The following is a 24,486-nucleotide window of genomic DNA, read 5'->3' as shown; positions in this document are numbered from 1 at the left end:
GCCAGCCCGCGCCGTACTGGCGTGGCTCAAGGTATAATGTCCGGTTCATATTCACTATCGACCGATCACCGATCATGCAAGATAAATATAGTCCCGCCGACGTAGAAAAAGCCGCTCAATCCCATTGGAAGGCGATCGACGCCTATAAAGCCGTCGAAAACGATCCGCGCTTCCCGAAGGGTAAGTACTACGCTTGCTCCATGCTGCCTTACCCATCGGGCAAGCTGCACATGGGCCACGTCCGCAACTATACGATCAATGACGTGATGTACCGCTACCTGCGCATGAACGGCTACAACGTCCTCATGCCAATGGGCTGGGATGCGTTCGGCATGCCGGCGGAAAACGCGGCGATGGCCAACAACGTGCCGCCGGCACAGTGGACCTACTCCAACATCGCCCACATGCGCTCGCAGATGGAGCTGATGGGCCTGGCCATCGACTGGTCGCGCGAAATGACCGCGTGCAAGCCGGAATACTACAAGTGGAACCAGTGGATGTTCCTGAAGATGCTGGAAAAAGGCATCATCTACAAAAAGACCGGCACCGTGAACTGGGACCCGATCGACCAGACCGTGCTGGCCAACGAGCAGGTGATCGACGGCAAGGGCTGGCGCTCGGGCGCGGTGATCGAGAAGCGCGAAATCCCGATGTACTACGCGCGCATCACCGACTACGCCGATGAGCTGCTGGGCTATGTCGACGACAAGCTGCCAGGCTGGCCTGAGCGCGTGCGCATCATGCAATCGAACTGGATCGGCAAGTCGACCGGCGTGCGCTTCGCTTTCCCGCACGAGATCAAGGACGCCGACGGCAAGCTGATCACCGACGGCAAAATGTACGTGTTTACCACCCGTCCGGACACCGTGATGGGCGTGACCTTCTGCGCCGTGGCGGCAGAACACCCGCTGGCCGTGCTGGCCGCGCAAACCAATCCGGAACTGGCCGCTTTCAACGCCGAGTGCAAACTGGGCTCCGTGATCGAAGCCGACATGGCGACGATGGAGAAGAAGGGCATGCCGACCGGCCTGTTCGTCACCCATCCCATCACCGGCGACAAGGTTGAAGTCTGGGTCGGCAACTACGTGCTGATGACCTACGGCGACGGCGCTGTGATGGGCGTGCCTGCGCACGACGAACGCGATTTCGCCTTCGCCAAAAAATACAATCTGCCGATCAAGCAAGTCATCACCACCGCCGAGAACCCGGAGTTCTCGACCGAGGCATGGCAGGAGTGGTACGGCGACAAGGACGTCTCGATCGTCACCAACTCCGGCAAGTACGACGGCCTGCGCTACGCGGAAGCCGTGGACGCTGTCGCCGCCGACATGGCCGCCAAGGGCCTGGGCGAGAAGAAAATCACCTTCCGCCTGCGCGACTGGGGCATCTCGCGCCAGCGCTACTGGGGCACGCCTATCCCGATGATCAACTGCGCCGATTGCGGTTCGGTGCCAGTGCCGGAAAAAGACCTGCCGGTGGTGCTGCCGGAAGACTGCGTACCGGATGGCAGCGGCAACCCGCTGAACAAGTACGAAGCCTTCCTGAAGTGCGACTGCCCGCAATGCGGCAAGCCAGCGCGCCGTGAAACCGACACGATGGATACCTTCGTCGATTCGTCGTGGTACTACATGCGCTATACCTCGCCGGGCGCGGACTCGATGGTCGACGCCCGCAACGATTACTGGATGCCGATGGACCAGTACATCGGCGGTATCGAACACGCCGTGCTGCACTTGCTGTACGCGCGCTTCTGGACCAAAGTCATGCGCGACTTCGGCCTGGTGAAGTTTGACGAGCCGTTCACCAACCTGCTGACCCAGGGTATGGTACTGAACGAGACCTACTACCGCGAAGACGCTTCCGGCAAGAAGACCTGGTTCAACCCAGCCGACGTCGACCTGACCGTGGACGACAAAGGCCGCCCGCAAGGCGCGGTGTTCAAGGACGACGGCCAGCCGGTGCAAATCGGCGGCACCGAGAAGATGTCGAAGTCGAAGAACAACGGCATCGACCCGCAAGCGCAGATCGAACAATACGGCGCCGACACCGCGCGCCTGTTCACCATGTTCGCCTCGCCGCCAGAGCAGACGCTGGAATGGTCGGGCAGCGGCGTGGAAGGCGCCAACCGCTTCCTGAAGCGCGTGTGGAACTTCGGCTACGCGCAGCGTGAAGCCATCGCCGCCGCTGGCGCGCCGCTGACCGCGACCGCAGCCACCGACGCCGGCAAGACCCTGCGCCGCGAAGTGCACAAGGTGCTGCAACAGGCCGACTACGACGTCAAGCGCATCCAGTACAACACCGTGGTGTCGGCCTGCATGAAGATGCTGAACACGCTGGAATCGGCCAAGGACGTGGAAGCGGCCGTGCTGTCGGAAGGCTACGCGATCTTCCTGCGCCTGCTGAACCCAGTCGCGCCGCACATCACCCACGTGCTGTGGAAAGAGCTGGGCTACGCCGGCGATATCCTGGACGCCGCATGGCCGCAGGTTGATCCGGCCGCGCTGGAACAGTCGGAAATCGAAATGATGATCCAGGTGAACGGCAAGCTGCGCGGCAGCGTGGTGGTCGCGAAGGGCGCCGACAAAGCCGCCATCGAAGCCGCTGCACTGGCCAACGAAGCGGTGCAGAAGTTCATCGAAGGCACGCCGAAGAAGGTGATCGTGGTGCCGGGCAAACTGGTCAACATCGTGGTGTGAGGCAGGGATTATGGCGACGACTACTTCGAAGTTTTTGAGTGCGGCAGTGCTGGCGGCCTCGCTGGCGCTGACCGGCTGCGGCTTCCACCTGCGCGGCGACAGCGGCCATTACACGCTGCCGTTCCCGACGCTGTACGTGGGGCTGCCGGAGTCGTCGCCATTGGCGATCGATTTGAAGCGCAACATCCGCGCCAACGGCGGCACCACGGTGGTCAACGCCGCCAAGGATGCCGACGGCGTGATCGAGGTGCTGACCAATCCCGAGAAGACCAAGACCAAGACCATTCTGTCGCTGAACAGCAATGGCCGCGTGCGTCAGTATCTGCTGACCTACAACATCGTGTTCCGCGTGCTGGACAAGCAAGGCAACGAGCTGCTGGGGCCGACCACGATCACGCTGACGCGCCCGATCGACTTTAACGAGACGCAGCTGCTGGCCAAGGAGCAGGAAGAAGCGCTGCTGTACAAGGACATGCAGACCGATCTGGTGCAGCAGATGATGCGCCGCATCGCCGCCGTGAAAACGCCGGGCGTGTCGCTGCCGCCGCCAGCCGCCGATAAACAGCCTTCCGGCCAGCCGTCGACCATCCCGCCGGCCGTGCCGATTCAGTAAAGGCGCCGCATGCAATTACGGTTGGAGGCGCTCGACGGCCACTTGAGCAAATCGCTGTCGCAGCTGTACGTGATCACCAGCGACGAACATTTGCTGGCGCTGGAAGCTGCGGACAAAATCCGCAAGGCGGCGCGCGCGCAGGGCTATTCCGAGCGCGACGTGCTGACCGTGGAGCGCAGCTTCAAGTGGGGCGAACTGCTGGCGGCCAATCAGGCGCTGTCGCTGTTCGGTGACAAGAAGCTGATCGAGCTGCGCATCCCTACCGGCAAGCCGGGCAAGGATGGCGGCGCGGCGCTGCAGAATTATGTGAAGGATCTGAGTCCGGACAACCTGACTCTGATCACGCTGCCGAAGCTGGACTGGCAGACGCAGAAGGCGGCGTGGGTGACCGCGCTGCAGCAAGCGGCGGTGTATATCGACATCCCGCAGGTGGAACGGGCGCATTTGCCCAATTGGATAGGCCAGCGCCTCGCCCAACAAGGGCAGAGCGCGGACCGGCAGAGCATTGATTTCATCGCGGACCGCGTGGAAGGCAATCTGCTTGCGGCCCATCAGGAGATTCAGAAACTGGCTTTGCTGCACGAGCCGGGCAAGCTGACCTACGAGCAGGTACACGAGGCGGTGCTGAATGTGGCGCGCTATGATGTGTTCAAGCTCAGTGAAGCGATGCTGGCAGGCGATCCGGCGCGGTTGATCCGCATGCTCGATGGCCTGAAAGGCGAGGGCGAGGCTTTGCCGCTGGTGCTGTGGGCGGTGTCGGACGAGATCCGCACGCTGCTCAAGCTGAAGGCGGGCATGGCGCAAGGCAGGCCTTTGGGCGCGCTGCTGAAAGAGCATCGCATCTGGGGACCGAAGGAACGTTTGATGGATCCGGCGCTGCGCCGTGTTTCGCTGCAGACGCTGGAAGCGGCAATGAAGGACGCCGCGCAAGTGGACAAGATGATCAAAGGCTTGCGTGCGAAAGCGTATGCGGGCGACGCGTGGGACGCGATGCTGCAATTGGCCTTGAAAGTCGCACGCGGCTAACAACGCCGTCATTCCGGCGCAGGCCGGAATCCAAGGAACGCTAGCTCAGCTTGGATTCCGGCCTCCGCCGGGATGACGGAGCAGAGGACAACGATGGATATCAAGCACTACATGGAACAACTGGGCCAGCAGGCGCGCAAGGCTGCGCGCGCGATGGCCCGCGCCGATACGGCGCAGCGCAACCGCGCGCTGACGCTGATCGCCGATGCAATCGAACGCGACGCCGACGCGCTGCGCGCCGCCAATAAGCTGGACATGGACGCCGCCGCCGCCAACGGCCTGGAACCAGCCATGCTGGACCGCCTGGCATTGTCGGACAAGGCCATCGCCACGATGGTGGAAGGCCTGCGCCAGATCGTCGCGCTGCCGGATCCGATCGGCGAGATCTCCGGCCTGAAATTCCGCCCGACCGGCATCCAGGTCGGCCAGATGCGCGTGCCGCTGGGCGTCATCGGCATCATCTACGAATCGCGCCCGAACGTGACGGTGGATGCGGCGGGCCTGTGCATCAAGAGCGGCAACGCCACCATCCTGCGCGGCGGTTCGGAAGCGATCCACTGCAACCGCGCGTTGGCCAAGCTGGTGAAGGAAGGTCTGGAAGGCGCAGGCCTCCCTGCCGATGGCGTGCAAGTGGTGGAGACCACCGACCGCGCTGCCGTTGGCGCCCTGATCACCATGCCGCAGTACGTGGACGTGATCGTGCCGCGCGGCGGCAAGGGCCTGATCGCGCGATTGATGAAAGAAGCCACGGTGCCGATGATTAAGCACCTGGATGGTATCTGCCACGTCTACATCGACAGCAAGGCCGACATGAAGAAGGCGGTGGACATCGGCTTCAACGCCAAGTGCCACCGCTACGGTACCTGCAACACGATGGAGACGCTGCTGGTGGCGCGTTCGATCGCGCCGGCGGTGCTGCCGGAACTGGCCAAGCTGTATGCGACCAAGGAAGTCGAACTGCGCGCGGACGCCGAGGCGAAAGCCATCCTCGCCGCCGCCGGCTACCCGCACCTGGCCGATGCGGCGGAAGAAGACTGGTCGACCGAATACCTGGCCGCGATTTTGTCGGTCAAGATCGTGGCCGACATGGACGAGGCGATGGATCACATCAACCACTACTCGTCCAAGCACACGGAGTCCATCATCACCGAAGACCATTCGGCGGCGATGCGCTTCCTGCGCGAAGTGGATTCGGCCTCGGTGATGGTGAACGCATCGACGCGCTTTGCGGACGGCTTTGAATATGGCCTCGGCGCGGAAATCGGCATCTCGAACGACAAGCTGCACGCGCGCGGCCCGGTCGGACTGGAAGGTTTGACCTCGCTGAAATACGTGGTGTTCGGCCACGGTGAAGTACGTAACTAAGGAAGCCCATGCTCTGGATTAAAGCACTGCACATCTTCTTCGTCATCGCATGGATGGCCGGCGTGTTCTACCTGCCGCGCATCTTCGTCAACCTGGCAATGGAGACCGACAAGAACACCACCGCGCGCCTGCTGCTGATGGCGCGCAAGCTGTACCGGTTCTCGATGTGGCTGTCGGTGTTTGCAGTGATCTTCGGGGCGATCCTGGTGTACATGCAGTACGGCGCGCACATGCCGGGCTGGCTGCACGCCAAGCTGACGCTGGTGGTGTTGGTGATCGGCTATCACCACATGTGCGGCGGTATCCTCAAGCGCTTCGAGCGCGGTGAAAACAAGCGTAGCCACAAGTGGTTCCGCGTATTTAACGAGTTGCCAGTGTTTGTGATGCTGGCGATCGTGATTTTGGTAGTAGTGAAGCCGTTTTAATCGTAAAACGGCGGTTTTTTTTAACGGACAAAAGGTACACCTATGGCATCCTTCTTTTGCCCATGCCCGCGCGGCATGGAAGCGGCGTTAGCCGAAGAACTGCGCGAGATCGCGCAACAAAGCACCACCATGAAGGTGCACAACGAAGTCCCGGGCGGCGTGCACGCTTCCGGCGATCTCACGGATTCGTACCGCATCAACCTGCACTCGCGCATTGCCTCGCGCGTGTTGATGCGCATGGCCGCCGGCGGCTACAAGAACGAGAACGATATCTACGACCTGACCCTGGCGCAGCCGTGGGAAGAGTGGTTCGGCTACGACCACACCATCCGCGTTGACCTGACGGCGGTGAAGTCGCCGCTGAAAAGCCTGGAATTCACCACGCTGAAAATCAAGGATGCGATCTGCGACCGCTTCCTCGATCTGTATAAGAAACGTCCTTCGGTTGATACCAAGGAACCGGATATGCGCATCTTCGGCTTTGTCGACGCGCACCAGTTCATCGTGTATCTGGATACCTCGGGCGAGGCGCTGTTCAAGCGCGGCTGGCGTACTGAAACCGGTGATGCGCCGCTGCGTGAGAACCTGGCTGCCGGCCTGCTGCGCGTAGCGGGCTGGAAGCCGGGTATGCCGCTGTTCGACCCGATGTGCGGCTCCGGAACCATCCTGTGCGAAGCGGCGCAGATGGTGCAGGGCGTGCCGCCGGGCGCGCGTCGCAGTTTCGCGTTCGAGAAGTTCCATGATTTCGATCCGCAGCCGTGGATGGATATGAAGACGGCAATCAAGCCGAATCCGCTGCCGGCCGAGCCGACCATTTTCGGTTCCGATATTTCGGGCGATATGGTGGCGATGGCGCGTCACAACCTGCGCAGCGCGGGGATTTTGTTTGATGTGCCGCTGAAGCAGATCGAGGCGCAGCAAGTGCAGGCGCCGACCGCGCAGCCGGGCATCCTGCTGACCAATCCTCCGTATGGCGAGCGGATTGGCGTGCGTGGTGACAGCTCGCTGGCGCAGGATGATCTGGCCAACAGCTTCTATGCGGATTTCAGCAGCACCTTGAAGCAGCGCTTTGCTGGTTGGACGGTGTTCCTGTTCACGGCGGATCTGGGCGTGCCCAAGCTGCTGCGGTTGAAGGAAGCGCGCAAGACGCCGTTCTTCAACGGCGCGCTGGAATGCCGCCTGTTCCGCTTTGATATGGTGGCGGGCTTCAACCGCCGTGAAGCCGCCAAGCCGAAAGAGTAAGCCGACGTCGTTCCGGCGCAGGCCGGAACCTATGCTGAGCGTGCCGGCCCGCTGCGTATTGGATTCCGGCCTGCGCCGGAATGACGGGTGAGGGCCATTCGTAAGGAAAACGATTTATGCTGCCCACACCTCCCGCCGACCTGCCCGATCAGGACACCATCGAGGACTTCCCGCCGCCCGAACCTCCGCACCGCAAGCCGCTCACCGCCGCCGCTCTCGCTGTCATGCTGGCCGGCCTGTCGATGATCGGCCCGTTCTCGATCGACGCTTATCTCCCCGCTTTCCCCAACATCCAGGCCACGCTGCACGCCACGCCGCTGGAAGTCCAGCAAAGTCTGACCTTCTACATGCTGGCCTTCGCCGGCATGGTGCTCTGGCACGGTGCCCTGTCCGATGCCTTCGGCCGCCGCAGCGTCATATTAGTTTCGCTGGCCATGTTCGCCATCGGCACGCTGGGCTGCGCTTCCGCCCACACGGTGCACTACCTGTGGGTATTCCGCATCATGCAGGGCGTGTCGGCCGGGGCCGGGGTGGTGGTCGGCCGCGCCATCATCCGCGACTTGTACCACGACGCCGAAGCCGCGCGCCTGCTGTCGCTGGTGACCATGATCTTCTCGATCGCGCCGGCCATCGCGCCCATCCTCGGCGGCTGGATCGTCACGCTGTTCGACTGGCGCTCCATCTTCCTGTCGCTGCTGGGCTACAGCATATTGCTGTTCATCTTCTGCTACCGCCGCCTGCCGGAGACGCTGCCGCCGGAAAAACGCCATCCATTCAACCCGCGCTTCCTGGCGCGGAACTACGGCGAAATCCTGCGCTCGCCGCTGTTCCACTTCAAGACCGGGGTGGTGGCGCTCAACTTCGCCGGCCTGTTTATCTACATCTCCGCCGCGCCGGTGTTCCTGCCCGAACAGCTGCATCTCGGCGCCTCGCAATTCGGCTGGCTGTTCATTCCATCGGTGGGCGGGGTGTTCCTCGGCGCGCTGGCGGCCAATCGCATGGCCGGGAAAATGACATTTTCGCGACAGATCGGCATCGGCTTCTGCTTCCTGCTGTCGGCCTCTTTCCTGAACCTGATTTATCACCTGTTCCTGCCGCCGGCGCTGCCGTGGACGGTGCTGCCGATGCTGTTTTATACCTTCGGCATGTCGGTGGTGGCGCCGGGGGCGACCTTGCTGGCGCTGGATCTCTTTCCGCACATTCGGGGCACGGTGGCCTCGTGCCAGTCGTTCGCGGTGACGCTGCTGGGCGCCATCGTGGCGGGGGTGATCGCACCGGTCCTATCACACTCCGCGCTGTGGTTAGCCGCAGGACAGACGGCCTTTAGTGCCTCTGCTCTCGCTTTGTGGTTGACGTCGCGCTATTACCGGAGCATATTATCGCGCTATCAAGACCGATAATTATTAACGGCAGGAAAGTGGCTTAGTTTAGAAAGAAATTTTACTTGCTGTTAAGTTATTATCAGTCTTTGTGATAATATAATTTTTTAAGGCAATGTTTCCCGACCCAAAAAACGCCGGAGAAGCGCATAAAGCCTAACGTTTGCGGAATTTGGCCGTTGAGTTCCGCCCCCTGAACGATGTCTACTGGCGGCAATGCTTGATACGATGCATCAACAATCTGACCATGATATTCGCAATCGACTGTTGATTGCCCGTCTGCCGGCCATGCCGCAGATACTCATCAAGTTGATTGAGCACTTGCAGGCCGACGATGCCGGCATGCCGGAACTCGCCGCCCTCATCGCCAAAGACGCGGCGATGACCAGCAAAATCCTGACCGTCGCCAATAGCTCGGCCTACCACCGCAACCAGCGCACCGTGGGCCTCGAACAATCGCTGGTGTCGCTCGGCACCGACATGATCAAGACGCTGGTGATCAGCGAATCGGTATTCCAGACCTTTAACAGCTTCCCGCACTCGGGCAGTACCGACTTGCGCGGCTTCTGGAAAGGCTCGCTCACCACCGCCGTTATCGCACGCGATATCGCCAAGCAGATGGAATACCCGCACGTCGAGGAAGCCTACCTCGCCGGCCTGCTGCACAACGTCGGCCGTCTTGCGCTGCTGGCCACTGCGCCGAAAGAATACGCCTTCAACTTCACCGCGCGCGACGACGAAGACTTGTGCGCGGTCGAACAACGCACGCTGCAAATCACCCACTCGGAAGCCGGCGCATGGCTGATCGAGCGCTGGAATCTCGATTCCTTCCTGGCCGACAGCGTGCTGTATCACCACGAACCGATCACGCGCCTGGAAGCAGCGCATCCGCTGATCCGCATGGTGCGCCTCGCGCACCTGTTGTGCTGCCACGACGATCAGGAACAGGCCATCGCCGAATCGGCGCGCCTGTGCAACCTCGATGCCGCGCAGCTGGAGCTGATCATCAAGAACGCCGCGCGCCAGGTGGCGAAATCGGCCGACTACCTCGGCATCGATTTGGCCGGCGCCGACGATATCGTGGCGCCCACCGCCTACGCGCCGCCGCTGGTCGACCCGGTGCAGCAACGCCTGTCGGAAGAGGTGCGCAACATCATGCTGGTGTCCGAGATGGGCCAGACCTTCGCGCGCCAGCATGGCGAAGCGGGTCTGCTGGAAGCCATCACGCGGTCGGCGCGCATCCTGTTTGATTTTGAAAACGCTGTCCTGCTGCTGGAGAATCCAACCGGCCACGCGCTGCACGGCATGGCGACCGGCGAAGGCCAGCAACGTCTGGCGGAATTCGTCATCCCGTTGAACAAGGGCGGCGCGGTGGCGCAGTCGGCGCTGGAGCGCAAGCTGGCTTACGTGAATCGTGAAGGCCAGATGCTCAACGTGTCGGAAGAACAGCTGTTCCGCATTCTCGGCAGCGAGAGCATGGTGTGCTTGCCGCTGGTGGCCAACCAGCGCTGCCTCGGTGTGCTGATCGGCGGCTTGCCGACCTGGCAGATGCCGCATGTGCAAAAGCGCGAGCGCTTCCTGCAGTCGTTCGGCACGCAGGCGGCGGCCTCGCTGGAAACCGCGATCAGCGAGCGCGGTCACGCCAAGCGCCAGATCGCGCATGTGGCGGAAGAGTACCGCGAAGCCTCGCGCCGCGTGGTGCATGAGGTGAACAACCCGCTGTCGATCATCAAGAACTACCTGTCTGTCCTCGACGGCAAGCTGGCCAAGCGCGAGCCGGTGGTCGGCGAGATGTCGATCCTGAACGAGGAGATCGACCGCGTCGGCCAGCTGATTAACGGCCTGGCCGATCTGCAGCCGACCGAAACCTCGCGCACCACCGATGTGGGCAAGGTGGTGGACGATGTGCTGCGCCTGTTCCGCGCCACCGACTTCGTGCCGGCTTCGGTGCAGATCGTGGTGCGCATGCAGGAGGAGCCGGCCGAAATCGACGGCGACGCCGACCTGCTCAAGCAAATCCTGGTGAACCTGATCAAGAACGCGGTCGAAGCCCTGGGCGACGGCGGCAAGATCGAGATTTCGAATCGCGGCCACGTGAACCGTGAACGCAAGCTGTATCTGGAACTGGTGGTCAGCGACACCGGTCCGGGTCTGTCGGCCGACGTGCTGGCCAACCTGTTCTCGCCTGTACGCAGCAGCAAGGAGGGGGCCAACCACGGGCTGGGACTGTCGATCGTCCATAGCCTGGTCAAGAAAATGCAAGGCCTGATTACCTGCCGCTCCGGCAAAACGGGTACTACCTTTGAAATCCTGCTGCCCGCCAAGGGCAGTACCAGCCAAGTCGCCAGCGTGAGCACGCGGGTGATGGATTCCGTTTAAGGCCATGATGAACCTGAACCCTGTCGACCTCGCCCCCGTCGAATCTTTGTCCAACGATAACCGCCCACGCCTGCTGCTGGTAGATGACGAACCGAGGTTGCTCTCGTCGCTCTACGAACTGCTGCGCGACCGCGACTACCATCTGGTGACCGCCACCTGCGGCAGCGAAGCGCTGGCCCAGCTGACCAAACTGAAATTCGATCTGATCCTGCTCGATCTGCGCCTGCCCGACATGAGCGGCCATGAGATCATGGACTACATCAACGCGCGCGAGATCGACGGCGACGTGATCGTGATGAGTGGCGACGTCGGCATCGAGGCGGCCATCGGCGCGCTGAAACGCGGCGCCTACGATTACCTGCGCAAGCCTTACAGCCGCGAAGAGCTGCTCAAGACGGTGGAGAACGCGCTGCAAAAACGCCGCCTCGCCATCGACAACGAGCGCATCGCCTCCAAGCTGGAAAACTCGGAGAAGATGTACCGCTATCTGGTCGACTCGTCGCCGGATATCATCTACACCCTGAACCACGAAGGCAAGTTCACTTTCGTGAACGACCGCGTGACGCAGCTGCTGGGTTTCAGCCGCGAAGAACTGATCGGCAAGCACTACTCGGTGCTGGTGCACGATGAAGACCAGGAGCGCGCACGCTATGCGTTCAATGAGCGCCGCGTCGATGAACGCGCCTCGCGCAACGTCGAGCTGCGGCTGAAGTGCAATCCCGGCACCGGCGCCGGCGGCGGCATCGAGCGCACCTTCAACAACACGCTGATGACGATTTCGCTGAACGCGATCGGCATGCATATCCCGGACCACGAAGTGAAGACGCGCGAGTTCTTCGGCACCTACGGTGTGGCGCGCGATATCACGGACCGCAAGCGCGCCGAGGAAGTCATCTCCTACCAGGCTTACCACGATATCCTGACCGACCTGCCTAACCGCATGCTGTTCAAGGACCGCCTTGGCCTCGCCGTGATCCAGGCCAAGCGCAAGCTGACCGAGTTGGCGGTGATGTTCGTCGACCTCGATCGCTTCAAGCTGGTCAACGATACGCTGGGCCATGTGAAAGGCGACGAACTGCTGCAGCAAGCGGCGCAACGCCTGAAGGATTGCCTGCGTCGCGGCGACACGCTGGCGCGCCAGGGCGGCGATGAATTCACCATCGTGTTGCCGGAACTGCGCGACCGCGCGGACGCCAAGGCCATCGCCGACAAGTTCCTCGAAAGCCTGCAACGCCCGTTCGACCTGGATGGCCATCAGGTGCACATCTCCGCGTCGATTGGTATCGCTATCTATCCGGGCGACGGCGAGACCATCGACGAACTGCTGCGCCATGCGGACATCGCCATGTATCAGGTCAAGGCGCTGGGCAAGAATGGCCACAGCTTCTATCACAACTCGATGCTGGACGTGTCGCACCAGAAGATCGCACTGGAGCAGGCGCTGCGCAAGGCGCTGGAGTTCAACGAGCTGGAAATGTACTACCAGCCGCAAGTCGACGTGGCCACCGGCCGCATCATCGGCGCCGAAGGCCTGATGCGCTGGAACCATCCGCAGCGCGGCCTGCTGTCGGCCGGCGAGTTCCTGCCGTTCGCCGAAGAGAATGGCCTGATGCTGCCGATCTCCGACTGGATGCTGGGCGCGCTGTGCCGCGACCTGCTGCAGTGGAATGCGCACGGCGGCGAGGCGCTGCGCCTGTCGCTCAACCTGTCGCCGCAATATCTGGACCGTGGTGACTTCTTCGAGAAGATGCGCGGCGCGCTGACGCGCTACGGCATTTCGCCGGCGCAGATCGAGGTCGAGATCACCGAGAACATCTGCATCCGCAATCCGCAGTATGCGATTGAGCAGCTGAACAAATTGTGCCAGCTGGGCGTATCGGTGGCGATTGACGATTTCGGCACCGGCTATTCGTCGCTGGCTTACCTGCACCGCTTCCCGATCCACACCATCAAGATCGACCAGTCGTTCGTGAAAGAGATCCACGACGAGAACGGCCACTATCCGGTGATTTTGGCGATCATCTCCATCGCGCGCGGCCTGGGTCTGCACCTGGTGGCGGAAGGCGTGGAGACCGAGGTGCAGGCACGCTACCTGGAAGCCAACGGCTGCACCACCATGCAGGGCTATCTGTACCATCGCCCGATTTCGCTGGCGAGCTTTATCGATGTATTGCAAGAGCAGAACCGCCGGTCGTCGCCATCGGTCGCTGTGCTGCACGCGGTGCCCGCCACCGTCGAAGAACAACAACCGGCGATGATTGCGATTCAAGCCTGATAAGACAGCATGACGAAATACAGTCCCAACGAAGCCGACGCGAACAACGGCAGCACCTACACAGCTGAATTCCTGCGCGTCAAGGGACTGGCGGAACGCGGCGTCGCCAACGCCCAGCATAGCCTGGGCTTCATGTACTTCAACGGGCAGGGCGTGGCGCAGAGCTTCGAGCTGGCGGTGGTCTGGTATCGCCAGGCCGCGCAGGCCGGCCTCGAACACGCGCAGTACAACCTCGGCGTGATGTACCAGAAGGGCCAGGGCGTCGAACAGAATTTCGAAGAGGCGGCGGCGTGGTATCGGCTGGCGGCGGAGCAGGGCTACGCGGCCGCGCAGTACAACCTTGGCTGGCTGTATGCCAAGGGTCAGGGCGTGCCGAACGACACCCAGCAGGCCATGCACTGGTTCAGCAAGGCCGCCGAACAGGGCGACGCCGGCGCGCAAAATAATCTCGGCATGATGTACGACACCGGCAAGGGCGTGCCGCAGGACTTCAAGCAGGCCATTTTCTGGTATCGCAAGGCGGCGGAGCAGGGCTACGCGCGCGCGCAGTTCAACCTCGGCCTGCGCTATGACAATGGGCAGGGCGTGCCGCAGGATGTGGGCCAGGCCATGTCGTGGTATCGCAAGGCGGCCGACCAGGGCTATGCGCCGGCGCAGTTTAATCTGGCGCTGCGCTTCGATAAAGGCGACGGCATCGCGCAGGATTCGCAGAAGGCCATCCTCTGGTATCGCCGCGCGGCGGAGCAGGATCACGCCAGCTCGCAGTTCAATCTGGGCCTGATCTACGATAACGGCCAGGGCGTGCCGCGCGATGAGCAGAAGGCGCTGGACTGGTATCGCAAGGCGGCCGAGCAGGGCCACGCGGCGGCACAGAATAACCTCGGCCTGCGCTATGACCACGGACAGGGCGTAGAGCAGGATTACGAGCAGGCGCATTTCTGGTATCGCAAGGCGGCGGAGCAGGGCTTCCCCGGCGCGCAGTATCACCTTGGCTTGCTGTACGACGCCGGCCACGGCGTGGTGGTCGATCATCAGGAAGCGATTTTCTGGTATCGCAAGGCGGCCGACCAGGGCCACCTGCGCGCGCAGTTCGATCTCGGCCTGCGCTATGAAACGGGACGCGGCGTGCCGCAGGATTATCGCAAGGCGATGGGCTGGTATCGCCGCGCCGCCGAGCAGGATTATGTGGCGGCCCAGTACAGCCTTGGCCTCTTGTACGACAACGACGAAGGCCCGCAGCCCGATTGCAGGCAGGCGCACCACTGGTATCAAAAGGCGGCAGAGCAGGGCCACACGCAGGCGCAGTTCGCGCTCGGCCTGCGCTACGACAATGGCCTCGGCGTAGCGCAGGATTACGCGCAGGCGCATCACTGGTATCTGCAGGCGGCGTCGCAGGGCCACACGCGGGCACAGTTCAATCTGGGCCTGATGTTCCTGGCCGGGCAGGGCGTGCGTTCGGACGCCGCGCAGGCCTGGATGTGGCTGACGATGGCGGAGCGCTCGGGCTACAACGCCGCCGCGCGCTATCTGCCGAATGCCGCCAGCCGCATGGATCCGCTGCAGCTGGCGCAGGCGCGCGAGCGCATGGAATTGTTACCGGGTTAAGTTCAAGTTCCCCTTGGCATGGCCGTTATTTAGACGTCGGGCGCAATTCCGCGCCCGGGATGATAGCCGCCCATGCAGATCAACACGAACATCACATCCTTGAACGCCCAGCGCAGTTTGACGCGCGCGGGCGAGGATATGGCCGTGCATTTGCAGCGCATGTCGAGCGGGCAGCGCATCAACTCCGCGCGCGACGACGCGGCCGGGACATCGGTCAGTTCGCGCATGACGGCGCAGATCAACGGCTTACGGCGGGCGAATCAAAATATCAATGATGGCATTTCGTTACTGCAGGTGGCCGATGGCGCGGCCGGGCAGCTGAACGATAACTATCAGCGCATGCGCGAGCTGGCGGTGCAGGCGGCGAATGATACGAACAGCAAGCTTGATCGAACGGCGATCCAGAACGAGGTGAATGCGTTGGTGTTGGCGAATGCCGATATTGTCGACGCTGCGCGCTTTAACAATGAGCGTTTGCTCGATGGTTCGTTCACGCAGCAGCTACAGGTGGGGGCGGCGTCCGGGCAGACCATGCAACTGGCGATACCGCGCGCGGTGATCACAGCCGGCTATTCGACTGGCATGGTGGACGTGGCGCCACAGCAGTCGACGGCGGTCGGCGGCGCGGTGCTGGGCGCTATCGGCCGTGGCGATCTGGTAATCAATAACGCGGCGGTAGGCGCATCGGTGGCCGGTGCGCAGGTAGGGCAGGCTGCCGGGAGTGCGTATGCGGTGGCGGCGGCGATCAATGCGGCCGGCATCCACAATATTTCGGCCACGGCGAACAATACCATCGATGGCGCAGTGAGCATCGGCGGTGTGCTGGCAGGGGCGGCGTTTTCGATCAATGGTGTGGATGTGGGCGCGATAGGCGGCGGTACGGCGGCGGTGCGCGCGGCCAATGCGGCGGGGGCGATCAGTGCCACTGCCGGCGCCAGCGGCGTTACGGCCAGCGCCAGCGGCAGCACGCTGACGCTGACGGCGGTCGATGGGCGCGATATCGTGTTGTCGGAAGCGGTGGCCGGGGCACTGGGTTCCGTCGGCTTGAGCGGCGGGTCGCACAAGGGCACGGTGACGGTGAATGAAGCGCCGCGCCCTGGCGCGCATACCATGAAGATCAGCGGGAATAATCCGGCGCAGGCGGGGTTGAGTGCCGGAAAGCTGGCCTCGGTGAGTATCGGCGCACCAGACTATCAGTCGCGCGAGATTTATACGCCGGGTGAACCGCCGATGGATTTATCGACCTACAGCGGCGCCAATGATGCGCTGGATTACCTCGATGGGAAGATCAATCAGGTGAGCGAGATTCGCGGCCAGCTGGGCGCGACCAGCAACCGGCTGACGGCTGCTGCCAGCAACGCCGGCAATGCTGCCGACAACCTGTCCTCGGCACGCTCGCGCATTCTCGACGCGGATTATGCCGACGAAACAGCGCAGCTGACCCGCACCCGCATCCTGCGCGAAGCCGGCGCCTCAATGGTCGCCCAAGCCAACGTCCTGCCGCAGCAAGCCTTGCTGCTGCTACGCTAACCCCATCGCCCATCTCCCATCGCCCATCGCCCATCGCCCATCGTCACCGCCCACCGCTGCCGCCCGCCATCACGCGCCACCGCCACCGCGTTACGTCGCGGTGACACCCGGCGCGGATACGTGGCCGACGTCGTAGCGCCGTTCGCCCGCTGTCGTCGCGGGCTCATCGCGCCACAGGCATAGCCGCGTGATGGTCCACGCCACTGGTTCGAAGCCGATCACCACGGCCAGCGCGCCCTGCGCCAGCGCCTGCTGCGCATAAGCTTCTTCCTGAAGACGCAGTTCACCAAGCGCGCTATACGGCGCGATCACCATGCCACCGCGCGTCGCAAACCGCGCCTGTCGCACGTCCGCGCGGATGGTCGCATGCCACGGCGTCCACGTCTTCACCGACGGCCATCCAAATGCCCGCGCCACACCGGCAAACGCCGGCCCGTTCAGAAAGCCATGCATCGCCTCCTCATCGCGCCACAGATAAAACGGCGCATAGGTTTGCTCCGGCGCCTCTGCATGCAGATACGCCTTGAAGACCAATCCCGGCAAATCATCGAGCAACGGCCCCTTCACCGCAATGCGCTCGCGGACCACGCCCATGTCGTAATCCGCCGGCAGCACAAAGCTGTACTGCATCGCGATCATGAGCGCACTCCCAGCAGGGAAGCCGCAGGACGGCCGCCGCCAAACGACCAGTCATCCCCCTGCGACGACGACACCACCACCATCACCTCCTCCGGCCGCAAGCCAGGCGACTCCACCAGCAGCGCCACCAGCCGCCGGTAAAACGCCTGCTTCATCTCGGTGTTGCGCGGCTTGCCGATGGTGATCGCGATCAGTACAAAATCATCTGACCGCTCGCCTTCGTAAAAACGATCGAACATCATCTCGTACGGCTCGTGCTGGTGCACCAGCTGGAAGCGGTCGTTCTTCGGCACATTGAACGACTCCTCCATCGCCCGCTGCAAACTATCGCCCAGTGCGCGGATGTATTCGGGCGACTTCCCCTTCAACAGCGAAATACGGCTCATCGGCATGATGACCTCCTTTTTTGATTTGACAGTCACACGATACCCGCCTAAATTGATCCTGAAAATCAGGAATATTTTGATAAACAGTTCGATAAATCGGGATGATTATGCGACGAATCACCTTTGACCTCGACGTCCTGCGCACCTTCGTCACCGGCGTCGACATGGGCAGTTTCGCCAAGGCGGCGGACCGGTTGGGGCGCTCCACCTCCGCCGTCAGCGCGCAGCTGAAAAAGCTGGAGGACCAACTCGGCATGCCGGTGCTGCGCAAAGAAGGGCGCGGCATGGCCACCACGCCGGCCGGCGAATCGCTGCTCGGCTACGCGCGCCGCCTGCTGGAACTGAATGACGAAGCGGCGACCGCCGTGCGCGGCGCCGAACTGGCGGGCGTGGTGCGGCTCGGCATCCAGCAGGACTTCGGCGAGCAAATGCTGACCGAAGTGCTGGGCCGCTACACCCGCGTGCATCCGCAGGTGCGCATCGAAGCGCGGGTGGCGCGCAATTCGGAATTGATGGAGTTGCTGGGCAGCGGCAAGCTGGACCTGGCGCTGGCATGGGACGGTGGCAGCGGCGCCGGTGGCGCGGCCTCGCCGCATGCGGTGACGGTAGCGCGCCTGCCGATGCGCTGGATCGGCCCGGCCGACGACACGCGCCTGGCGCTGGCCGACGGCGCCGCGCACGAACCGCTGCCGCTGGCGATGATGGACGCGCCCTGCATCATGCGCAGCGCCGCCACGCGCGCGCTGGACCATGCCGGCATCGCGTGGCGCATCGCCTTCACCAGTCCCGGCCTGTCCGGCGTGTGGGCCGCAGCGGCGGCGGGACTGGGCCTGACGGTACGCACCGACATGGGTTTGCCGCCCTCGCTGCGCGCGCTGGACGACCCGCGCCTGCCGCCGCTGCCCGAAGTCGGCCTGCTGCTGCACCGCGCCGAAGCGGAACTGCCTGCGCCGGCGCAGCGCCTGCACGACATCGTGCTGCAGGCATTGCAACAAGATAACCAATAGTGACTATTGGATAGTTTGTCAGTCACTAAAGTCTATAAAATTGCCCCTTGGAATTATTTTAGGGGAAAAGATGAACGTTGCCAAAATCACTCAGCTGCTGGCAGCTGCACTGGCCGTCTCGGCACTGGCGGGCTGCGCCACCGAAAGCTCGCAAGCCGTGGCGGTGCCGACCGTTACCAGCGCGTACAAACCGTATGTCGGCCCGCGCTCGCTGATCGCCGTCGGCAAATTCGACAACCGTTCGAGCTTCATGCGCGGCGTGTTCTCGGACGGCGTGGACCGCCTGGGCGGCCAGGCCAAGACCGTGCTGATCTCGCATTTGCAACAGACCAACCGCTTTAGCGTGCTCGACCGCGACAACCTGAACGAGATGAAGCAGGAAGCCGGCTTCAAACAGCAAGGCCAGAACATCAAGGGCGCCGATTTCATCGTCACCGGCGACGTCACCGAATTCGGCCGCAAGGAAGTGGGCGACCAGCAGCTGTTCGGGCTTGCCGGCCGCGGCAAGACCCAGGTGGCCTACGCCAAGGTCACGCTTAACATCGTCAATATCAAGACTTCGGAAGTGGTGTACTCGGCCGCCGGTGCGGGCGAATACAGCCTGTCCAATCGCGAAGTGCTGGGCTTTGGCGGCACCGCCAGCTACGACGCCACGCTGAACGGCAAGGTGCTGGACCTGGCCATGCGCGAAGCGGTGGACAAGCTGGTGGCCGGCGTCGACGCCGGTGCGCTTAACCTGCGTGCGCAGTGAGGCCCGCATGAACAACGCTATGATCAAACGCGCCGCCCTGGCGCTGGCGCTGGCCGGCGCCGCCCTGCTGACCGGCTGCGCCTCGGGACCGAAAACGCTGTACGGCTGGGATGGTTATCAGCCGCAGGTGTACCAGCACTTCAAGGGCGAGAGCCCGGACCAGCAGATCGCTGAAATGGAAAAATCGCTGCAGGCCATCAGCGCCAAGGGCGCCTCGGTGCCGCCGGGCTTCCACGCCCACCTCGGCATGCTGTATTCGATGACCGGCAAGCTGGACCAGATGGTGGCGCAGTTCGAGGACGAGAAAAAACTGTTCCCGGAATCGGCCGCCTACATGGACTTCCTGCTGGCGAAAGTAAACAAGGGTGAGAAATTATGATGCAACGTATCCTGAAACTGGCGGCCTGCCTGGCGCCGCTGGTGCTGGCCGTCGGCTGCGCCGGCACCAAGCAAGCGCCGTACGACTATACCGCCTTCAAAGCGGCCAAGCCGCGCTCCATCCTGGTGCTGCCGCCGCTGAACAACTCGCCGGAAGTCAACGCCGGCAACAGCGTGTATGCGCAGGTGACGTATCCGCTGGCGGAAGCCGGCTACTACGTGCTGCCGGTGGCGCTGGTCAACGAGACCTTCAAGCAGAACGGCATGACCACGTCGGCCGACATCCATGCGCTGCCGACCACCAAGCTGCAGGAGATCTTCGGCGCGGACGCCGGCATGTACATCACCATCACCAAGTACGGCGCCAGCTACACGGTGGTCGATAGCGTGGTGGTGGTGGCAGCCGAGGCCAAGCTGGTCGACCTGAAGACCGGCGCGGTGCTGTGGAGCGGCACCGCCAGCGCGGCCAATAATGAAGGCGGCAATAACAACACCGGCGGCTTGATTGGTGCGTTGGTGGCGGCGGCGGTCAAGCAGATCATCAACAGCACCACCGACCAGTCGCACCCGGTAGCCGGCGTGGCCAGCGCGCGCCTGCTGTCGGCTGGCCTGAACAACGGCATCCTGTACGGCCCGCGTTCGGCCAACTACCAGAAGCAGTAAGGCTTACTGCTTGCTGCGGACGCCGGCCAGCTGCGCCACGCCGGACAGCGTGGTCTGCGCCGCGTTCAGGCCAAGCAGGAAGTCCTTGTCGGAGTAGTTGTCGTAGTTGTCGGTCGGCTGGTGCCAGTTCGGATTCCAGCCGGCGCCGATCTGCTGTCCGCGCTCGTTCTCGCGCAGCGAGATCGATGGCACCAGGTCCATGAACGGCGTCGAATCGGTGTTGGTCATGTGGAAGCCGACGGCGGCCGGGTAGTTGGTCGCGTACTTGTCGTTGGCGGCGCGGAAGGCCCACGCCAGCCTGGCCGAACCCTCGGCCTGTTTCGACACCGACTGGTACTCGATGTTGACGTCCGCCTCAAGGCGCTGCTCCGGCGGCGATACGTAGGTGATCCTGCCATCGGCGCCCATCTTCGGAATCGGCATGCCGTGGTCGTACATCATCATGTCGTGCTGGATCATGCCCAGCCACTTCGGTTCCGGATACTTGCCCGAGCCTTTAGGCGATTCAATTCCCTGCAAATGCTTGCGCTGCTCGACGTAGGCGGCGGCGCCATTCAACCCCGTCTCTTCGTTGTTCCACAAGATGAAGCGGATCGAGCGATCGGTCTCCACGCCCGGCATGCTGAAGATGCGCGCCAGCTCCATCACCAGCGCGGTGCCGGAGCCGTCGTCGTTGGCCGCTTCGCCGAAGCCGATGCCGTCCATGTGCGCGCTGACAATGTACATTTCTTCCGGATGCGTGGTGCCGACCTTGGTGCAGTAGACGTTCTCGCGCAGCGAGGTGCCCACCGGCGTTTGCTCGGCGTTCAGCGCGCGCAGGCGTTCGTCGGGCTGGCGCAGCGGATCGGTGTTCACGCCGGTCGGGATGCGGTTGCCGAACAGCGTGCTGCCGCCCTGGCCCGGCGGACCGCCGGCGCCGCCGCTCGGAATGCCCGGCGCGCGCTTGGGTGCAGGTTCGCCCGGCGCCGGCTGTGTAAATTGATATTGCAAACGTTCGGTGTTGGTGCAGCCGTAGGACTTGAGTTGCGCCTCGATCCAGTCCAGCGCCTGGCGATTGCGCTCGGTGCCCTGGCGGCGGTCGCCGAACCGGGTCAGGCTCTTGATGGTGGCTTTGTACTTCTCCAGTTCCAGCTGTTTCACCAGCACCGCAACCGGATCGGCGGGCGCCTGCGCGGAGGCCAGCGGCGCGGCCAGCGCCAGCGCCACGCTCAAACCTAAAACTACTTTCATATCAAGTCCTTATCGTCAAAAGAGGCCCGGTCATTGTGCATGAACTTGTGAAGTAAATCTATGTAAGCGCTGCACAACACTACGATACAAAACGGCAGCGCACTGCAACTTTGCAGACAAGTTGGATTGCCAAGATGGGGTCATGAAAACCTCTCTCCGCTCACGCCTGCTGCGCAGCTGCCTGTATTTGCTGGCGATCTTCCTGCTCTGCTTCAGCTACTGGATCCATCGCTCGTTCGGACAGCCGGAACTGAACCAGATTGTCTACCACATGAACTTCGGTGTGGAGCTGATGGACACGGTCGACCCGGCGGTCACATGGCGCTTCGTGCGCTGGTGCGTGCTGGCGCCGTTGGCCTTGCTGGCGCTGGTGTTCTACGTGGAGGCCAGAGTGCGCGCCGCCATCGCGCGCGCGCCGCAGTGCTGCCATGTGCTGTGCTATCGCCTGCATCGCTGGTTCCCGCAGCTGCTGGTGTTCGGCGCGACCACCTTCTGGATGTGCGATGTGTCGGCCTTTAAGTATGTAACAGCAGATTTCGGCCCCGATTATTTCGGCGCCAACTACGTTCGCCCGGAAGCCGTTTCTGTGCTAGAGCAGAAACCGAAAAACCTGATCCTGATTTATGTGGAAAGCCTGGAGCAGGGCTACAGCAGCAAGGCGGTTTTCGGCAGCGATCTGCTGGCGCCGCTCAACGGCCTGCAAGGCAGCAGCTTCGCCGACTACCAGCAGGTGCCGGGCACCGGCTGGACCATCGCCGCCATCGTCGCGACCCAGTGCGGCGTGCCGCTCGAGCGCATGACCATCTTCGATGGCAATACGCAGGGGCAGGTGATGAACTCCTTCCTCAAGAACGCCACCTGCCTGACCGACTTGCTGGCCGCGCGCGGCTATCGCAATGTGTTCATGGGCGGCGCCTCGACCAACTTCGCCGGCAAGGACAAGTTCCTCGGCCAGCACCACTATCACGAGGTGTATGGCAAGGAGGAATGGCTGAAGAGCGGGGCGCAGGCCAGCGACATGAACGGCTGGGGTTTGTACGACGCCGACTTGTTCAGCCGCGCCAAGACCAAGCTGCGCGAGCTGTCGGCGTCGAAGCAGAAGTTCAACCTGACTTTGCTGACGGTCGATACGCACGAACCGGAAGGGCATTTGTCGACGCAGTGCGCACAGCGCGGCTACAGCGGGTTTGAAGGCGTGGTCTCTTGCACGGCGGCGGAGGTGGCGGACTTCGCGCGCTATGCGCGCGACAATGGCTATCTCGACGACACCAACATCGTGATCCTTGGCGATCACCTGTCGCGCAAGAACCCGGCGACGCCCAAGCTGTCGCAACTCCAGGACCGCACCATCTTCAACCGCTTCATTTCGCAAGACATGCCGGCGCAGAACCGCAAGCAGGTGCTGCACTTTGACCTGATGCCGTCGATCCTCGAATTCACCGGCTACCAGGTTGCCGGCGGCCGCATGGGGCTCGGCTACAGCGCCTTCAACCAGCATCCGTTCCAGCCACCGAAAGACCGCCTGCCGGAGATGGACAAAAACCTGCTCAACCGCTCCCAGTTGTACATGGCGCTGTGGTCGGACCCGGAAGATCACTAGCCTCGCGTTTTTACAACAAAAAGTTCTTTTTTGGAAATTAAAATTACGTTATTGCAATTCTTATGCTATATTTAGAACACTGAGTTGCCATTCCCAAAGAGGACTATCGTGAAATTTTCGAAAATCGCTATCGCCGCCTGTGCATTTGCCGCTGCAATGGTTACGGCTCCTGCCGCCTTTGCCGGCGTCACGCAAACCTTCGTCCTGGGCACCAGCAACACTCCAAGTTTTGCCAGCCAGGACATGGCTCACCTGACCATCGCCGAAGTGGGCAACAACACGGTGTGGACGCTGGCGGCTGACTGGGACAACGCACTCAACACGCGCAACCCGTTCATCTTCGGCCTGCAATTTACCGATACGAAGACGGCCAGCCCAGTCAACTTCAACGCGACTAACGGCACCATCGTGGCGAAAAGCCTGAGCGCCACTGCGGTGAACTTCCTGACGGCCAACAAAGCCGGCCGCTTTACCGATGGCGAAGTTGCCACCTGGACCTTCAACAACACCAAACTGACCGACTTCAGCGCGTTCGAGCTGCACGTCAACTCGGTGACGGCAAACGGTGGTTCGGTCAAATTCACGAAAATGACCTCGGCAGTGCCGGAACCGGAAACCTACGGCATGCTGCTGGCCGGCCTGGGCCTGATCGGTTTCGCCGCCCGCCGCCGCGCCGCCAAGTAAGGCCACGGCCAGGCTGCGCCTGTCCTGCTGGACCGAAAGCCCCGCTTGCGGGGCTTTCGCCATTCAGGTTGCCAATAGCAATGAAAGCTTGGTCTGTTATTCACTGCGGCGGAATAATTACAAATGGTATAAGGTGAGGAGAGGCGCTGCTAACAGCTACAAAACACCCGTAACCTTGGCAAAGTGCAGCTTTGGAAGCTGCTCTATTTTCGGGATTTTCAGCATTACCGCGACGTAGGCCGATCGGTAACTGGCTTGCAGTATTTCGCCTGGCCCAAGGGGCCTGTTCCTGTCGAGTTGCAAAATGAAGTTGAACAGCCAGCGGCGGATATGCAGCAAAAGCTGGACCTTACGGTGTACGAGTTCGCAAAAAGGTCGGGCTTTGAGCATCACTGCCAAGGCAAACTTCGATGCTGAGTTGTTCAGCAAGCGTGAATCCGGGCATCGATTTCCCTAGCCAACCTGGGTCTGTCTGGACGATTATTATGAATTCGATGATGCGGAACTGGCGCGTCTAGAGCAGGCCGGGGAATTTCGGATTGCCCAGGCATAGCGGCAGAACTGGCGCAGTGCGCTATCGATAGCGATGACATTTCGGGACAACAAGAACGCA

General features: G+C 62.4%; 21 protein-coding genes. 18 read left to right on the top strand and 3 right to left on the bottom strand.

The window, feature by feature from the left end:
* Positions 1-74: 74 nt before the first annotated feature.
* From leuS to BMZ70_RS29225, 11 genes are all read left to right on the top strand, one after another.
* Positions 75-2,696: a leucine--tRNA ligase gene (gene leuS, locus BMZ70_RS17445; RefSeq protein WP_092277013.1), complete on the top strand. Its 2,622-nt coding sequence runs from the start codon at positions 75-77 to the stop codon at positions 2,694-2,696.
* Positions 2,697-2,706: 10 nt separating this feature from the next.
* On the top strand, positions 2,707-3,309 hold the full coding sequence (gene lptE, locus BMZ70_RS17440) for an LPS-assembly lipoprotein LptE (protein ID WP_092277010.1): 603 nt from the start codon (positions 2,707-2,709) through the stop codon (positions 3,307-3,309).
* 9 nt (positions 3,310-3,318) lie between these two features.
* Positions 3,319-4,335 carry a DNA polymerase III subunit delta gene (gene holA / locus BMZ70_RS17435; protein ID WP_092277007.1) on the top strand — a complete coding sequence of 339 codons (1,017 nt, stop codon included), beginning with the start codon at positions 3,319-3,321 and terminating at the stop codon, positions 4,333-4,335.
* A 93-nt stretch (positions 4,336-4,428) separates the two neighbouring features.
* Complete coding sequence (locus BMZ70_RS17430) at positions 4,429-5,700, top strand: glutamate-5-semialdehyde dehydrogenase (protein ID WP_092277004.1); 1,272 nt, start codon at positions 4,429-4,431, stop codon at positions 5,698-5,700.
* An 8-nt stretch (positions 5,701-5,708) separates the two neighbouring features.
* Positions 5,709-6,125: a CopD family protein gene (locus BMZ70_RS17425; RefSeq protein WP_092277001.1), complete on the top strand. Its 417-nt coding sequence runs from the start codon at positions 5,709-5,711 to the stop codon at positions 6,123-6,125.
* 42 nt (positions 6,126-6,167) lie between these two features.
* Complete coding sequence (locus BMZ70_RS17420) at positions 6,168-7,367, top strand: THUMP domain-containing class I SAM-dependent RNA methyltransferase (RefSeq protein ID WP_373922505.1); 1,200 nt, start codon at positions 6,168-6,170, stop codon at positions 7,365-7,367.
* A gap of 116 nt (positions 7,368-7,483) precedes the next feature.
* On the top strand, positions 7,484-8,767 hold the full coding sequence (locus BMZ70_RS17415) for a multidrug effflux MFS transporter (protein WP_092276995.1): 1,284 nt from the start codon (positions 7,484-7,486) through the stop codon (positions 8,765-8,767).
* A gap of 267 nt (positions 8,768-9,034) precedes the next feature.
* Entirely contained in the window at positions 9,035-11,125 is a 2,091-nt protein-coding gene (locus BMZ70_RS17410; protein WP_092277948.1) for an HDOD domain-containing protein, read from the top strand.
* Between the two features lie 7 nt (positions 11,126-11,132).
* Positions 11,133-13,400 (top strand): EAL domain-containing protein, encoded by a 2,268-nt coding sequence (locus BMZ70_RS17405; protein WP_229205489.1) that lies wholly within the window; start codon positions 11,133-11,135, stop codon positions 13,398-13,400.
* A gap of 9 nt (positions 13,401-13,409) precedes the next feature.
* Positions 13,410-15,005: an SEL1-like repeat protein gene (locus tag BMZ70_RS17400; protein ID WP_092276989.1), complete on the top strand. Its 1,596-nt coding sequence runs from the start codon at positions 13,410-13,412 to the stop codon at positions 15,003-15,005.
* Positions 15,006-15,077: 72 nt separating this feature from the next.
* On the top strand, positions 15,078-16,535 hold the full coding sequence (locus BMZ70_RS29225; protein WP_092276986.1) for a flagellin N-terminal helical domain-containing protein: 1,458 nt from the start codon (positions 15,078-15,080) through the stop codon (positions 16,533-16,535).
* Positions 16,536-16,625: 90 nt separating this feature from the next.
* Here BMZ70_RS29225 and BMZ70_RS17390 read toward each other — a convergent pair whose 3' ends face one another.
* Positions 16,626-17,165, bottom strand: coding sequence for a DUF4865 family protein (locus BMZ70_RS17390; protein WP_229205439.1), 540 nt, complete (start codon positions 17,163-17,165; stop codon positions 16,626-16,628).
* Positions 17,166-17,170: 5 nt separating this feature from the next.
* Positions 17,171-17,566, bottom strand: coding sequence for a tautomerase family protein (locus tag BMZ70_RS17385; protein WP_092276980.1), 396 nt, complete (start codon positions 17,564-17,566; stop codon positions 17,171-17,173).
* 101 nt (positions 17,567-17,667) lie between these two features.
* Here BMZ70_RS17385 and BMZ70_RS17380 point away from each other — a divergent pair, with 101 nt between their 5' ends.
* From BMZ70_RS17380 to BMZ70_RS17365, 4 genes are all read left to right on the top strand, one after another.
* A complete protein-coding gene (locus tag BMZ70_RS17380; RefSeq protein ID WP_092277946.1) occupies positions 17,668-18,567 on the top strand; it encodes a LysR substrate-binding domain-containing protein in 900 nt (299 codons plus the stop codon).
* 70 nt (positions 18,568-18,637) lie between these two features.
* Positions 18,638-19,318 carry a CsgG/HfaB family protein gene (locus BMZ70_RS17375; protein WP_092276977.1) on the top strand — a complete coding sequence of 227 codons (681 nt, stop codon included), beginning with the start codon at positions 18,638-18,640 and terminating at the stop codon, positions 19,316-19,318.
* Positions 19,319-19,325: 7 nt separating this feature from the next.
* Positions 19,326-19,697, top strand: coding sequence for a DUF4810 domain-containing protein (locus BMZ70_RS17370; RefSeq protein WP_229205438.1), 372 nt, complete (start codon positions 19,326-19,328; stop codon positions 19,695-19,697).
* Positions 19,694-20,359 carry a DUF799 domain-containing protein gene (locus BMZ70_RS17365; protein ID WP_092276974.1) on the top strand — a complete coding sequence of 222 codons (666 nt, stop codon included), beginning with the start codon at positions 19,694-19,696 and terminating at the stop codon, positions 20,357-20,359. Before BMZ70_RS17370 ends, BMZ70_RS17365 begins: the two co-directional genes overlap by 4 nt.
* A 3-nt stretch (positions 20,360-20,362) precedes the next feature.
* On the opposite strand, the gene BMZ70_RS17360 is transcribed toward BMZ70_RS17365, so the two are convergent.
* Positions 20,363-21,589, bottom strand: coding sequence for a M28 family metallopeptidase (locus BMZ70_RS17360; RefSeq protein WP_092276971.1), 1,227 nt, complete (start codon positions 21,587-21,589; stop codon positions 20,363-20,365).
* Between the two features lie 142 nt (positions 21,590-21,731).
* On the opposite strand from BMZ70_RS17360, the gene BMZ70_RS17355 reads away from it, so the two are divergent.
* The 3 genes from BMZ70_RS17355 (at position 21,732) to BMZ70_RS17345 (ending at position 24,290) form a co-directional block, all read left to right on the top strand.
* Positions 21,732-23,189 carry a sulfatase-like hydrolase/transferase gene (locus BMZ70_RS17355; RefSeq protein ID WP_092276968.1) on the top strand — a complete coding sequence of 486 codons (1,458 nt, stop codon included), beginning with the start codon at positions 21,732-21,734 and terminating at the stop codon, positions 23,187-23,189.
* Between the two features lie 156 nt (positions 23,190-23,345).
* Positions 23,346-23,873: an FxDxF family PEP-CTERM protein gene (locus BMZ70_RS28595; RefSeq protein WP_373922519.1), complete on the top strand. Its 528-nt coding sequence runs from the start codon at positions 23,346-23,348 to the stop codon at positions 23,871-23,873.
* Positions 23,874-24,056: 183 nt separating this feature from the next.
* Positions 24,057-24,290, top strand: coding sequence for a Panacea domain-containing protein (locus tag BMZ70_RS17345; RefSeq protein WP_092276965.1), 234 nt, complete (start codon positions 24,057-24,059; stop codon positions 24,288-24,290).
* The last annotated feature ends 196 nt before the right edge of the window (positions 24,291-24,486 follow it).

The organism is Duganella sp. CF402 (assembly GCF_900109645.1).
Lineage (GTDB): Bacteria > Pseudomonadota > Gammaproteobacteria > Burkholderiales > Burkholderiaceae_D > Rugamonas.
Note: the sequence above shows the minus strand (reverse complement) of the source record. Positions and strands in the feature narration are given on the sequence as shown.